Source organism: Nocardia sp. NBC_00881 (genome assembly GCF_045207455.1).
GTDB lineage: Bacteria > Actinomycetota > Actinomycetes > Mycobacteriales > Mycobacteriaceae > Nocardia.
Map to the genome: position 1 here is coordinate 2,443,083 of NZ_CP108798.1, position 13,398 is coordinate 2,456,480.

A 13,398-nucleotide genomic window follows, 5' to 3' on the forward strand; every position below is an offset into this window, starting at 1 on the left:
ACGCGCCCATCGGGGGTTCGCTGCTCGCCGGAGAGGGTCTGGCTTTCACAGTGGCGCGACCGCACCGGATTTCCACCGGTTTCCTCGTCGTCCGCCGAGCAAGCAAATGCTACCCGCCGCCCGAGTCCGGCTTTCCCGTGTGTCCTGCTCGGGGACGGCGGCAAGGCTCCGCGGCGCGGGTGGCCGAAAAGTTGTCCACTATCCGACTAGGTCAAGTCGCCGTTCCCGTCGACGACCTTCAGATAATAGTGGAACCGGTCGATCCGCCATCCATCCGCGGTGCGCACGGTGCCCAGCGAATAGCTGCCGACAAACGTGCGGGTCTTGCCGTTGGCCGCCGAGTTCTTCACGTGGACAGCGATCGCGTCGGCGTGCGCGATCGCGACGTCACCCCGAAGATCGATCAGGTGATTACCGGACTGGTGGTGCACCTCGTCCAGCTCGGCGAGCCCAGTCCGCCAGTCCTCGACGATGTCGGCCGCGGCCCGATCCCCGACCGGCCCGCCGAACCCGCCGTCGAAATCCACCGTGGACGTGAAAACCTCCCCCAGCAACCCCTCCCACCGACGCTGGTCGGTGTACACGAACAACTTTGTGATCACCTCAACGATATCGAGCCGGTCCGCCACCGTAGCGATTTCAGACATCCGCCCACCCTAAACGACCACACACCGCTGAACCGGACGCCCGCCGCCGACGATCCACTCCACATCGGGTGGCATCCCTGTCGCGGTGAGCCAGCGGATACACCGGGCCGGCGCGGGCCCTCCGCCTGGCGGTGTCCGTAGGCTGAGGAGGCTATGGCGCGACATGTTGCTGATTCCTGTCCCGGCGTGCTGCGGCTGCACGAGGCGGCCGACGGGCCGCTGGCGCGGATTCGGGTGCCCGGCGGGCGGGTGGAGCCCGCGCAGTGGCAGGTGCTCGCCGAGGCTGCGCGCGACCTCGGGGACGGGAATATCGAGCTCACCGCGCGCGGCAACGTCCAACTGCGCCGGATATACGACGCCACGGCACTGACGGAACGGCTGGCCGGCGCGGGTCTGCTGCCGAGCCGCACCCACGAGCGGGTGCGCAATATCGTTGCCTCTCCACTGTCCGGACGGATCGGCGGACTGACGAACGTGCACGCGCTGGTACCCGCACTGGATGCCGGGCTGCTCGCCGCGCCGCGTCTGGCCGACCTGCCGGGCAGGGTGCTGTTCTCACTCGACGACGGTCGAGGCGATGTCAGCGGACTCGGCGCCGACATCGGTGTGCATGCCGTCGCCACGGACGACTTCGCGCTGCTACTGGCCGGAGGCGACAGCGGCATCCGGATCACCGCCGACGACGCGGTCGACGTCATGCTCGCCGCCGCGCACGGCTTCCTGGAGCTGCGCGGCGACGACCCAGGCCGGTGGCGGTTGCGCGACCTCGAGCGCGGCGCTGAACGCCTAGCCGATCTCCTGGGTCTCTCACCCAGGCCCGATCGAATCGAATTCGCTGCGGGCCAGGATATTCCGATCGGTTGGCTGGAGCAGGACGACGGATTGGTCGGTCTCGGCGCCGGCGTGCGCCTCGGCTCCCTGCCCGCCCGCACCGCCGAATTCCTCGCCGCCGTCGAACGAACGGTCTTCGTCACGCCGTGGCGCAGCCTGGTCGTCACCGACCTGGAGGAATGGGCCGCCGAACAGGTGGTGCGCGTGCTCGCGCCGATGGGCCTGATCTTCGACGCCGATTCCCCCTGGCTACTGGTCAGCGCATGCGCGGGACGGCCCGGTTGCGCGAAGTCGCACACCGATGTCCGGGCCGATGCGACGGCGGCGGTCGCAGCAGGCCGTGTGCTTGCGCCAGCTGAACGAGCCGAACGGGGAACCGCGCATGCGGAGGCGAAACCGGCTCCGCGACAAGGCATTCTGGATGCTCCACTCCTGGCACCGGCGGAGGTCTCGGTGGCCGGACGTCAGCACTGGTCCGGCTGTGACCGCCGCTGCGGCCGCCCCCGCGGAACGGTCACCGATGTCGTGGCGACCAACGAGGGCTATCGCTTCGAATAAGAGTCTGCCGTGGTGCGGCAGCGCCCGAAGCCCACTCGGCGATCGGCCCGAACCGGAGGCGTCCGACACCTGCTCGAGGTGGTCCGACGGCACCATCGCCTTATCCGCCGCCGAACCGGCGGCCGACTGCGCGCGTGTCCCGGTTTCGCTCAGTGGATTTCGAGCGTGCAGCATTTGACGCTGCCGCCCGCCTTGAGTAGTTCGGACATCTCGATACCGACCGGATTGTAGCCGCGTGCGCGGAGAGCTTCACTCAGTTCGGTGGCGCGGCTGGTGAGGAAGACGTTGAATCCATCGCAGACGCCGTTCAACCCGAGTACCGCCGCGTCGGCGTCGGTGGCAAGGATCGCGTCGGGGTAGAGGTCGGCGAGGGTCGCGCGGGCCGCCACACTGAATGCGGGCGGATAGTAGGCGACGGTACTGGAGTCCAGCGGCAGCAGGACTGTGTCCAGGTGATAGAAACGCGGATCTACCAGTTCCAGGGAGACCACCGGCAACGAGAAGTGGCGGGACACCTCCTCATGCGCCGCCAGTGAGCTTCGGAACCCCATGCCAGCCAACAACCGGTCGCCGACCAGGAGGAAGTCACCCTCCCCCTCGTTCAGCTCCTCGGCGCCGACCACACCGGCTAGCCCGAGCTCCGCGAATCGCCGGTGATAGGCCGGCCCCTCGGCGGCACGTTCGGGGTGGGTGAAGCGGGCGGACATCGCGCGGTCCCCCACGATCAGCCCGCCGTTGGCGGCGAACACCATGTCGGGCAGGCCCGGAAGACCGGGCACCACATCGACCTTGTGTCCATACTCCTCGTAGCTGGCGCGCAGTGTCTCCCACTGCGCGATCGCCAGGCAGCGGTCGACGGGCTCATCGGGGTTCATCCAGGGATTGATCGAGTAGGTGACGTCGAAGTGATCCGGGCGGCACATGACGAACCGTCGCGGCGACGGACGACGTGCGGCGGACTCGGCCTGGAGGGTGGCTACAGATGTCAACGGTGGCTCCGGAGGTCGGCGTGAACTTTCAACTCCAACGACCGTAATTCGCCTGCTATTGTGCCGGGAACAACAATTCATTGCGTAGATTGCCTAACATACGGTTAATCATTGCGTGAAGCCAGAGGAGGTGTGACGTGGACAACCTCGATCGCCGAATTCTCGAACATCTCCTCGGGCACGCGCGCGCCTCGTTCCAGGAGATCGGCAGCGCGGTCGGACTGTCCGCGCCCGCGGTGAAGCGCCGGGTCGACCGGTTGGTCGCGAGCAAACAGATCACCGGATTCACCGCCCTCGTCAATCCGGCCGCGCTCGGATGGAAGACCGAGGCATACGTCGAGGTCTATTACCGCGACAACATCTCCCCGGGCGAGCTGAAGCGCAGCCTGGAACCGATCCCTCAGGTGGTCGGCGTGTGGACGATCGCGGGCGAGGCCGACGCCCTGGTGCATGTGATGGCCACCGACATGGCCGAGATCGAGGTGACCGTCGAGCGGATTCGCGAGAACGCACGCGTGGGGCGCACCCGCAGTTCGATCGTCATGTCACGGATACTCGAGCGTCCGAGGACCTGATCGGGCCCCGCCGCGGCACACGAAGCCCGCGACCCGAGCCGCCCACGCCACCTCCTAGGGTGGACCGCATGCCCGACGTACGTGCCAGCTACCTGACCGACGGAGCCGAGATCTACCGGCGCTCGTTCGCGACGATCCGCGCCGAAGCCGATCTGAGCGGGTTCCCCCCGGACGTGGCACAGGTGGTCGTGCGGATGATCCACGGCAGCGGCCAGGTGGATCTGGCGGAGGACATCGCCTTCTCCACCGGCGTCGTCGCGTCCGCACGAGCGGCGCTGCGCGCGGGCGCGCCGATTCTGTGTGACGCGACCATGGTGGCCTCCGGGGTGACCCGCAAGCGACTGCCCGCCGACAACGAGGTGATCTGCACCCTCGGCGATGCCCGCGTACCGGAACTGGCCGCGACGTTGGGCACTACGCGCTCCGCTGCCGCACTCGAGCTCTGGCGCGACCGTCTCGACGGCGCGGTCGTCGCCATCGGCAATGCCCCGACGGCCCTGTTCCATTTGCTCGACCTGCTCGACGCGGGAGCGCCCCGACCGGCTGCCGTCCTCGGCATCCCGGTCGGGTTCGTCGGCGCCGTCGAGTCCAAGGACGCGCTGATCGATGCCGGCGGCGTCGAGTATCTCACGGTTCGAGGCAGACGAGGCGGCAGCGCCATCACCGCGTCCGCGCTCAATGCGATTGCGAGCGAACAAGAATGAGCATTCACAGCCCCGGCAAACTGTGGGGCGTCGGGCTCGGCCCCGGTGATCCCGAGCTGGTTACGGTCAAGGCGGCCAGGGTTATCGGCGTGGCCGATGTCGTCGCGTTCCACAGCGCTCGCCACGGCCGCAGCATCTCCCGCAGCATCGCCGCGCCGTACCTGCGGTCCGGCCAGCTGGAGGAGCACCTCATCTATCCGGTGACCACCGAGACAACCGACCACCCCGGCGGCTACCAGGGCGCGATCGACGAGTTCTACGAGCAGGCCGCCGAGCGGCTCGCCGGACACCTGGCGGCGGGCCGTTCGGTCGCGCTGCTCGCCGCGGGCGACCCACTGTTCTACAGCTCGTATATGCACATGCACCGGCGCCTCGCCGACCGCTTCGAGGCCGAGATCATCCCCGGCATCACGTCGGTAAGCGCAGCGTCGGCCGCGTTAGGGACACCGCTGGTCGAGGGTGAGCAGGTGCTCACCGTCCTGCCCGGCACCATGCCCACCGACGAACTCACCCGGCGACTGCGTGACACCGACGCCGCCGCGATCATGAAGCTGGGACGCACCTATCCCGGTGTGCGCCGGGCTCTTGCGGATTCCGGACGCCTCGCAGGCGCGTACTACGTCGAGCGCGCGAGCACGTCGGACCAGCGCGTCCTGCACGCCGACTCGGTCGACGACACCGAGGTCCCTTACTTCGCCATCGCCCTCGTCCCCGGCCCGGAGCCGACCACTCCGCTCCCACGCGCCGAGTCTAATTTTGCTGTGGCTGAGCAGATCTCGGTTCCACAGACGGACTCGACCGAAGCCATCGGCGAAGTTGTCGTCGTCGGTTTGGGTCCCGGTGCGCCGGAGTGGACCACCGACGAGGTGCGCGCGGCCCTGGCCGAGGCCACTGATCTGGTCGGCTACACCACCTATCTGAACCGGGTGCCGGAGCGTCCGGGCCAGCGCAGGCATGCCAGCGACAATCGAGTGGAGTCCGAACGCGCCACCATGGCCCTCGACCTGGCCGAGCGCGGCAGGCGCGTCGTGGTCGTCTCTTCGGGCGATCCAGGGGTGTTCGCGATGGCGGCGGCCGTGCTGGAGGAATCCACGGACCCGCGGTGGCACAGGGTTCCGGTGCGCGTGCTACCCGGACTCACCGCGGCCAACGCCGTCGCCAGCCGGGTGGGTGCACCGCTGGGACACGACTACGCGATGATCTCGCTCTCCGACCGGCTCAAGCCCTGGGAGATTGTCGCACAACGCCTTTCCGCCGTCGCGGCCGTCGACATGGCGATCGCGGTCTACAACCCCGCGTCGTCGCAACGCACCTGGCAGGTGGGCGCGATGCGGGACCTGCTGCTGGAGCACCGCAAGCCCGACACGCCCGTAGTACTCGGCCGCGACGTGGGCGGTCCCGCCGAGTCGGTTCGCGTGGTGACCCTTGGTGACCTCGACCCCACGGAAGTGGACATGCGCACGCTGGTGATCATCGGTGCGTCCACCACCGCGGCGGTGGAGACCGACCAGGGCACTCGTGTCTACACCTCCCGGCGCTACGGTCACGCAGGCGACGCGGCTGTCGATGGCGCGTAAGATCTCGACCGGCTGGCTGGCGACATCTAGTCGTTCCATTCGGGTAACATTCCACTATGGAATGTTAGAGCGAAAGGGAGCAGTCGTTGACGAACACCGCGACCACACGCAAGTCGTTGAACTCCACGGCGGCGTCGTTGCTCGGATTTCTGCACGAAGGTCCCATGTCGGGATGGGACCTGGTGGCCGAGGCGCAAGACCGCATCGGCGACTTCTGGACCATCACGCAGAGCCAGGTCTATCGCGAACTCGCCGCGATGGACGCGGCGGGGCTGGTCGAGAAGGGCGAGACCGGCGCTCGTGAACGGACACCCTATCGCCTCACCGATGCGGGACGAGAGGCGTTCCTGGCATGGATCGGCCGCGACCCCGGCGGCGAGACCATCCGGGTGCCGCTGCTGCTCACGCTCTCGTTCGGCGAGCACCTCGATCGCGATCGGCTCGATGGCATCGTCGCAGCCAACCGGGAGATCCATCTGGGGCGGCTGACCGAGTATCTTGCCGAGAATCCCGAGGGGAAGTCGTCCTTCGCCCGCGCCACATTGGATTTCGGCATCCGCTACGAGAGGGCGGTGCTGGAATGGTTCGACCATCTACCGGAGCTTCTCGACGGTTGATCGAGTCGCCCCCACCCTGTGCTCAGCGAGGCGGATGCCACCTCGTGCTTCACGCAGCCAATCCCATGCCTGCGCAACGGTTTCCACGATCACGGCGCCGTCAGGCAGAGGCGGGCGTTCGATCACGACGACCGGAATACCCGCCGCGCGTGCGGCGGCCAGTTTGGCGTGGGTCTGGTCGCCGCCGCTGTCCTTGGTGACGACCACATCGATCCGATATTCCACGAGCAGCCGCGATTCGCCTTCGACCGCGAAAGGCCCTCGGGCAAGCAGAATTTCGCGATTCGGCGGCAACGGGCCCTCGGGCGGATCGATGGCACGGATCAGGAACCACTGCCCATCCTGTCCCGCGAAGGCGCTGACGCCTTGGCGGCCGATCGTCAGAAAGACGCGTTCGCCGAGCGTGGAGACGACGCGCACGGCGGCGGCGAGATCCCGCACTCGTACCCATCGATCTCCCGTCTGCGGCGACCAGCTCGGCCGCCGTAGATGCACCAGCGGAATACCCGAATCGCGCAGGGCGACAGCCGCATTGGCACTGATGGCGGCCGCGAACGGGTGCGTGGCGTCGACCACGGCCTCGATACCTTTGTCCGCGACCCAGTCGCGCAGCCCCTCGGCGCCGCCGAAGCCGCCGATCCGGACCGCGCCCTCCGGCAGCAGGGGCGCACGCACACGACCGGCGAGCGAGGAGACGATCTCGAAACCTCGCTCGCCGGTAGCGATATGGGCCAACTCCCTGGCTTCCCGGGTGCCGCCCAGAATCAGAATTCTCAGGGCTGGCCGCTGAAGTAGGCGATGCCCGCGTTCAGCAACTCCGGCCCACCGGCGACGGCGAGACCGATGATCGCGCCGAGCACGGCGCCGGGCAGGATGCCGACACCGAAGAAGAGGATGCCGATGGCGGCGCCGATCAGGCCACCGACCAGAGCACCGAGGGAGGCGCGCTGCAGCTCGGCGAAGAACCACTCCTGCGCGCCGATGAACTCGGCGGCGACCGGCGCGTTCGCGGTCGGCGCGACCTGCGGTGTCAGGGTCAGCTGCCTGCCCTCGTCGGCGATGTTCGCGGCGATCTGGACCTGCTGGCCCTTGGCCGTCGTGGCGAGCGGAACCGTGGTGACGGTCTCGCCCGCGGCATTCTTCAGGCTGACCGACTGCTTGTCGGTGTCGAGGTCGAACACACCGCCGGTCACGCTGGTGACCACGGACTTGCCCGCGTCGGCGAGCTGCAGCACATAGCCGACACCCTGATCCGCACCTGTGACCGTCGGCGAGGTTGCCTGGTCCCGCGGTGCAGGCGCTGTGGGCGGCGCGGGCGCGGGCGCCGTGGGCGGCGCGCCGTAAGCGGTGCCAGCGGCGACTCCGGTGGCGGCGATTGCCATCAGTGCGGTAGCGGCGAATTTCTTGTATCTCATGTATCTCCCCGTCAGGAACCGGATTTCCGATCATGATCGGAACTCGGCCCCGACCCTACCCCCGCGGCCGAGAACGCGTTCATCCATCGGCTGGGAATTCCGGAACGATATTTTCCCTTTTCACCACCGACCACTGCGCCACCGGAAGCTGAGGCCGCCAGGCCGTGAATGATCCCAGCGGTTCGGCACGGTAGATCTGGAACTTCCGCAGCTCACCGCCTTGTGCCGCCGCCCAGCTGAGCAGCAGTGATTCCGATTCCGCGGTCACCGCGTTCGCGACAAGCCTTCCGCCGTGTCGCAGCTGCGCCCAGCATGTCCCGAGGAGCCCATCCTGAGTCAGCCCGCCGCCGACGAAAATAGCGTCAGGAGAGTCGATTTCAGCGCGACCGACTTCCGCGCACAGCTCGCCACGCACCACGATGTGCGGGACCCCGAGAGCCGCGGAATTGTCGGCGATGTGCGTCCTTCGACGCTCCAGCCGCTCGAAGATGACGGCGCGATTGGCCTGATGCGCGCGGCACCATTCGATCGCGATGCTGCCCGAGCCGCCCCCGACATCCCACAGCAGCTCGCCAGGGGCGGGGGCCAACGCCGCCAGCGTCAACGCGCGGACCTCGTGCTTGGTGAGCTGCCCGTCACCGCTGAAAAGCTCGTCCGGCAGGCCGGGCAGCCGCGTGGTGCGCGGGTGCTCCAGGTCCTCCACACAGGAGACCCCGACGATGTTCAGCGGGTCACCAGGTAGGCGCTCCCACCGCTTCGCGACACCCATGCCGAGGCATTCGGCCGGTCCGCCCAGTTGCTCGAGGACGGTCAGCTCGGACGCACCGAAACCGTGGCGACCCAGCAGCTCCGCCAGGCGCGCCGGTGTGTGCTCGTCGGCGCTGAGTACCAACAGACGCCTGCGGTCGGCCAGTTCGGGCAACACCGTTTCCAGCGGGCGTCCCACCACGCTGACCACCGGCGTTTCGGCCAGCGACCACCCGAGTCGTGCGCAGGCCAGCGAGGCGGACGACGGCTGCGGCAGCACGCGCAGCGCCCGCGGTCCGAGAAATCGGGCCAGCGTGACGCCGATGCCGTAGAACATCGGATCGCCGCTGGCCAAGACACACAGCCGCGACCGGGCATGCCGTTCGAGCAACCCGGGCAGTGCGGGGACCAACGGCGAAGGCCAAGCCACCCGCTCGCCCGCCACCAGGTCGGGAACGAGCGCGAGCTGACGGGCCGAACCGAAGAGGACCTCGGCGTCGGCGACGGCTTCCCGCGCGACGCGTCCGAGACCGTCCCAACCGTCGGCGCCGATCCCGACGACCGCGATCGGCGGTCCGGTCCACACCACAGATGAGCTGGTCACCGCGGCATCCGGCGCCAGATCGGTTGAGGCAGAAGGCGCATCGCGAAGAACACCGGCCGCAGGATCCAGGGCACCCAGACGCGATCCGCTCCCGTGCGCAGCCCCTTGACCACGGCGGCGGCGACCTGGTCGGGCGTGCTGGAGAACGGCGCGGGAGACATGCCTTCGGTCATCCGGCCGATGACGAAGCCGGGACGCACCAGCAGCAGATGAACGCCGCTGCCGTGCAACGAGTCGGCGAGACCACTCGCGAAACCGTCGAGGCCGGCCTTGGCCGATCCGTAAACATAGTTGGCGCGGCGGACGCGGATGCCCGCCACCGAACTGAACACCACGATCTGCCCGGCTCCCTGGGCACGCAGCAGATTCGCCAGGCTGGTGAGTACACCGGCCTGCGCGACGAAGTCGGTGTGCAGGATCGCCATCGCGTGGGCGGGGTCCTGCTCGGCACGACCCTGATCACCGAGCACACCGAACGCGAGCACCGCGATGCCGATCGGACCGTGCTCGGCGGCGATTTTCGCCAGCATCGCCGGATGACTTGCGACGTCGTCGGCGTCGAACTCCACCCTGTGCACGGCGGTCGCGCCCGCGGCCGCGATCTCCTCGCTGTGCTCACCCAATTCGCCGCTGCGCCGGGCCGCGAGAACCACCACCCGCCCCGGCGCCAGCCTCCGAGCCACCTCGACCCCGATCTCACTACGCCCCCCGAGCAGCAGCACCGTGCCCTCGGCCAACCCTCGCGTTCCCATACGGCCAGTCTGTCAGCTCGACGAGTGGTACCACCGGAGGTCTCGCGCTCCGCCGCAACCATGTGCCACTCGTCGGGGCCGATGGCGAGTGGGTTACGGTCGGGGAATGCCGACGAGTATTGCCGAGTTGTCGCCTGGTGCTGTGGAGTTCGTGGCGGAACGGCACCTTGCCACGTTGACGACATTGCGGGCGGATGGGACGCCGCATGTGGTGGCGGTGGGTTTCACTTGGGACGAGAAGGCGGGAATCGCGCGGGTGATCACCAACGACGGATCGGTGAAGGTGCGCAATGTGCGCCGCACCGGGTACGCGGCGGTCAGCCAGGTCGACGGAATCCGGTGGATCACCCTGGAGGGCCCAGCGACCGTGCTCGACGACGCGGAGGACGTAGCCGAGGCGGTGGAGCGCTACGCCGGCCGCTACCGCGTCCCCCGCGAGAACCCGACCCGCGTGGTGATCGCGATCCAGGTCCGGCGCGTCCTTTCGAGCAGCACCCTCCTCGCACCGGCCGCCAACGGCAAAGCCGCAGAAAACGGCGCCACCGCTTAGTACTGCAACGACACCTGTGTGAGTTGGTGCTGGTAGATCTGTTGTGTGGTGTTGGATCGTGTTGTGGCGGAGTTGGATTCGTTGATGTCGCGGATCGGGGGTCGGTTCGCGCGTTCCGAGCCGCGGGCTCGGGCGCGTGAGTACGTGTCGGGGCTGGTGGCGGGTTTGGAACGCAAGAATGGGTGGACACTGGCGGAGCGTGCTGGTGAGGCAGGCCCGGAGGGGATGCAGCGGCTTTTGCGTAAGGCGGATTGGGACGTCGACGGGGTCCGTGACGACGTGCGCGCCTATGTGGTCGCCCACCTGGGCGATCCAGAGGCGGTGGTGGCCGCCGATGAGACCGGTTTTCTGAAGAAGGGTGTGAAATCGGCCGGGGTGCAACGCCAGTATTCGGGTACCGCCGGACGCACGGAAAATTGCCAGATCGGCGTGTTTCTGGGGTACGCATCCCGGCATGGGCACGCTCTGATCGACCGGGAACTTTATGTTCCCGAGTCGTGGACCGATGATCGGGACCGCTGCCGGGCTGCGGGGATCCCCGACGACGTGGAGTTCGCCACCAAACCGCGGCAGGTCATCGTGATGCTGGAGCGGGTGCTGGCCGCGGCGGTTCCGTTTGCGTGGTTCACCGCCGACGAAGCCTACGGCCAGGCCGGTTATCTGCGCGGCTGGCTGGAGTCTCGCGACGTGTTCTACGTGATGGCCACCCGCTGCGACCAGCAAGTGACCACTCGCGCGGACCGCGCCGCGCGCGCCGACGAGCTGATCACCGAACTACCTGCCACCTCGTGGCAGCGGTTGTCGGTCGGCGCTGGCGCGCACGGGCCGCGCGAATACGACTGGGCACGCCGCCAGATCGACGGCACCTGGGCCCGCGGACGCGGGCACTGGCTGCTGGCGCGGCGCAGCATCAGCGACCCCACCGAGATCTCCTATTACCTCTGCTACGGGCCACACTCGGCCCGGCTGGTCGACCTGGCCTGGACCGCCGGATCCCGTTGGCACATCGAAGAAGCATTCCAGCAGGCCAAGAACGAGGCCGGGCTAGACCACTACCAGGTCCGCACCTGGCGCGCCTGGTACGCCCACATCACCTTGTCCATGCTCGCCCTGGCCTGGCTGGCGGCATCGAAAACCATTGCCACAAAAGGGGAATCGCCGACATCGCCGAAGACATGATCGCCCTCACCATACCGGAGATCCGACGCCTGCTCATCGCCTTCGTACTCACCCGCCACCACCCCGCCGACCACATCTGGGCCTGGTCGAGATGGCGCCGCCGCCGACAACACCAAGCCCGCCTATCCCACTACCGGCGCCGCGGCCACCCACTCACCTGAGTGTCGTTGCAGTATTAGGGCGTATCGACCATGCGCGGTGGTGTCGCCACCACCGCGCATCGGTCACAACGACCACCTCGCCGCAACCAGCACCACGAGTCGCCGCAGCACCGGCACCCCGTAACACCGGTCAATGCCGCGGTATCCTCGGCCCAAACGCATCGCTTACCGAGGGAGAGCATCGCACCGAGCGACTTCACGTCACCGCTGAGCGTGCACCGCTGGATTCTCTCGACACACCGCGATGGTTCCGATTCACCGGTGGTCACAGCACCGTGAGGCCATGGGGTTGATTGTTCATGGATTCGCTGCCGTCGGCGGTGACGACGACGATGTCCTCGATACGAGCACCCCACTCGCCGCGGAAGTAGATGCCCGGCTCGATACTGAAGGCCATGCCCGGCTGGAGGACAAGGTCGTTGCCTTCCACGATGTAGGGCTCCTCGTGCACCGAAAGGCCGATGCCATGGCCGGTGCGGTGGACGAAGGCAGGACCGAAACCAGCCTGTGTCAATAGATTTCGCGCTGCGGCATCCACCGCGGCGGCAGTGACGCCGGGGCGAACCGCGGCTACCGCGGCCGCTTGGGCGCGCTCGAGTTCGGCGAACCGCGCGGCCACCTTCGGGTTCGGGTCGCCCAGCACATAGGTGCGGGTCGAGTCCGAATAGTAGCCCGGGTCGACCGGGCCGCCGATATCGATCACCACCACGTCCCCGGCCTCGATGCGCCGCTCGGACACCCCGTGATGCGGGTCTGCGCCGTGTGGACCGCTGCCGACGATGACGAACGCCGCCTCGGTGTGACCCTCCGCCATGATCGCGGCCTCGATGTCGGCGCCGACCGCGGCCTCGGTGCGACCCACTTGCAGGAACTCGCCCATCCGCGCGTGCACCCTGTCGATCGCGGCGCCCGCGCGGCGCAGCGCGTCCACCTCGGCGGCGTCCTTGATCATGCGCAGTTCGCGCAACACCGGAGTGGCGGACACCGGTAGACCCGTGAACGATTCCGCGAGCGGCAGCAGATGCAGTGCGGGCATGGCATCGGCGACACCCACCCGAGAACCGACGTGCATCGCGGACTTCACCACACCGTACGGGTTGGTGCCGTCGACCCAGTCGAGCACCTGCAGACCCAGTTCGCCCGCCGCCGAATTCTCCAGCGACGCGAGCTCCAGCTTCGGGATCACCACCGACGGAGTCGCGCCATCGGCCGGGATCACCAGGCAGGTGAGCCGCTCGAAGGACTCTGCCGCCGACCCGATCAGATAGCGAAGATCCGATCCTGGAGTGATCAACAAGGCATCCAGATGGGCGGCCCGCATCAGCTCCACCGCCCGCTCGAGTCGAGCACCGTAGACGTCCGCCGCGAACCTGGAATCCGTATGCGAGCTCATACGACCGACGTTACCTGCCCGGTACCGGACATTGGGCACGGGCGCCTACCGGGGGCAAGCCTGACAGACAGCCCGCCCGTTGCCCCGGGTGGTGTCGGT

15 protein-coding genes and 1 riboswitch are annotated in these 13,398 nt (G+C 68.0%); of the genes, 8 read left to right on the forward strand and 7 right to left on the reverse strand.

Annotated features, from left to right (window positions below; all coding sequences use genetic code 11):
- Positions 1–11 precede the first annotated feature (11 nt).
- Positions 12–133: riboswitch (cobalamin riboswitch) on the reverse strand.
- 73 nt (positions 134–206) lie between these two features.
- Positions 207–647 (reverse strand): nuclear transport factor 2 family protein, encoded by a 441-nt coding sequence (locus OH799_RS09395; RefSeq protein ID WP_406278001.1) that lies wholly within the window; start codon positions 645–647, stop codon positions 207–209.
- A gap of 153 nt (positions 648–800) precedes the next feature.
- Here OH799_RS09395 and cobG point away from each other — a divergent pair, with 153 nt between their 5' ends.
- A complete protein-coding gene (cobG, locus tag OH799_RS09400) occupies positions 801–2,036 on the forward strand; it encodes a precorrin-3B synthase (RefSeq protein WP_406278004.1) in 1,236 nt (411 codons plus the stop codon).
- A 149-nt stretch (positions 2,037–2,185) separates the two neighbouring features.
- On the opposite strand, the gene ddaH is transcribed toward cobG, so the two are convergent.
- Entirely contained in the window at positions 2,186–3,025 is an 840-nt protein-coding gene (gene ddaH, locus OH799_RS09405; protein ID WP_406278007.1) for a dimethylargininase, read from the reverse strand.
- 137 nt (positions 3,026–3,162) lie between these two features.
- On the opposite strand from ddaH, the gene OH799_RS09410 reads away from it, so the two are divergent.
- From OH799_RS09410 to OH799_RS09425, 4 genes are all read left to right on the forward strand, one after another.
- Positions 3,163–3,600: an Lrp/AsnC family transcriptional regulator gene (locus tag OH799_RS09410; protein ID WP_406278010.1), complete on the forward strand. Its 438-nt coding sequence runs from the start codon at positions 3,163–3,165 to the stop codon at positions 3,598–3,600.
- Between the two features lie 68 nt (positions 3,601–3,668).
- Complete coding sequence (locus tag OH799_RS09415; protein WP_406278013.1) at positions 3,669–4,304, forward strand: precorrin-8X methylmutase; 636 nt, start codon at positions 3,669–3,671, stop codon at positions 4,302–4,304.
- Positions 4,301–5,881 (forward strand): precorrin-2 C(20)-methyltransferase, encoded by a 1,581-nt coding sequence (locus OH799_RS09420; RefSeq protein WP_406278016.1) that lies wholly within the window; start codon positions 4,301–4,303, stop codon positions 5,879–5,881. The genes OH799_RS09415 and OH799_RS09420 overlap by 4 nt, the downstream gene beginning before the upstream one ends.
- Before the next feature lie 86 nt (positions 5,882–5,967).
- Entirely contained in the window at positions 5,968–6,498 is a 531-nt protein-coding gene (locus tag OH799_RS09425; protein ID WP_357262144.1) for a PadR family transcriptional regulator, read from the forward strand.
- Here the strand turns inward: OH799_RS09425 and OH799_RS09430 are convergent.
- From OH799_RS09430 to OH799_RS09445, 4 genes are all read right to left on the reverse strand, one after another.
- Entirely contained in the window at positions 6,475–7,269 is a 795-nt protein-coding gene (locus OH799_RS09430) for a cobalt-precorrin-6A reductase (RefSeq protein ID WP_406281938.1), read from the reverse strand. The genes OH799_RS09425 and OH799_RS09430 overlap by 24 nt on opposite strands.
- A gap of 2 nt (positions 7,270–7,271) precedes the next feature.
- Complete coding sequence (locus tag OH799_RS09435) at positions 7,272–7,913, reverse strand: DUF6861 domain-containing protein (protein ID WP_357262141.1); 642 nt, start codon at positions 7,911–7,913, stop codon at positions 7,272–7,274.
- Positions 7,914–7,992: 79 nt separating this feature from the next.
- The gene (cbiE, locus tag OH799_RS09440) at positions 7,993–9,264 is read right to left on the reverse strand and encodes a precorrin-6y C5,15-methyltransferase (decarboxylating) subunit CbiE (RefSeq protein WP_406278021.1); all 1,272 of its coding nucleotides are present in this window, start codon (positions 9,262–9,264) and stop codon (positions 7,993–7,995) included.
- On the reverse strand, positions 9,261–10,016 hold the full coding sequence (locus OH799_RS09445; protein WP_406278024.1) for an SDR family NAD(P)-dependent oxidoreductase: 756 nt from the start codon (positions 10,014–10,016) through the stop codon (positions 9,261–9,263). Before OH799_RS09445 ends, cbiE begins: the two co-directional genes overlap by 4 nt.
- Positions 10,017–10,122: 106 nt before the next feature.
- Between OH799_RS09445 and OH799_RS09450 the strand changes: the two genes are divergently transcribed.
- The 3 genes from OH799_RS09450 to OH799_RS09460 are packed head-to-tail and all read left to right on the forward strand — an operon-like array spanning position 10,123 to position 11,906.
- Positions 10,123–10,566 carry a PPOX class F420-dependent oxidoreductase gene (locus OH799_RS09450; RefSeq protein WP_406278027.1) on the forward strand — a complete coding sequence of 148 codons (444 nt, stop codon included), beginning with the start codon at positions 10,123–10,125 and terminating at the stop codon, positions 10,564–10,566.
- Positions 10,567–10,611: 45 nt separating this feature from the next.
- Positions 10,612–11,745 carry an IS701 family transposase gene (locus OH799_RS09455; RefSeq protein ID WP_406271995.1) on the forward strand — a complete coding sequence of 378 codons (1,134 nt, stop codon included), beginning with the start codon at positions 10,612–10,614 and terminating at the stop codon, positions 11,743–11,745.
- Positions 11,742–11,906 carry a hypothetical protein gene (locus OH799_RS09460; RefSeq protein ID WP_406271992.1) on the forward strand — a complete coding sequence of 55 codons (165 nt, stop codon included), beginning with the start codon at positions 11,742–11,744 and terminating at the stop codon, positions 11,904–11,906. Before OH799_RS09455 ends, OH799_RS09460 begins: the two co-directional genes overlap by 4 nt.
- A 265-nt stretch (positions 11,907–12,171) precedes the next feature.
- Here the strand turns inward: OH799_RS09460 and OH799_RS09465 are convergent, their stop codons facing one another.
- The gene (locus OH799_RS09465) at positions 12,172–13,299 is read right to left on the reverse strand and encodes a M24 family metallopeptidase (protein ID WP_406278030.1); all 1,128 of its coding nucleotides are present in this window, start codon (positions 13,297–13,299) and stop codon (positions 12,172–12,174) included.
- Positions 13,300–13,398 lie beyond the last annotated feature (99 nt).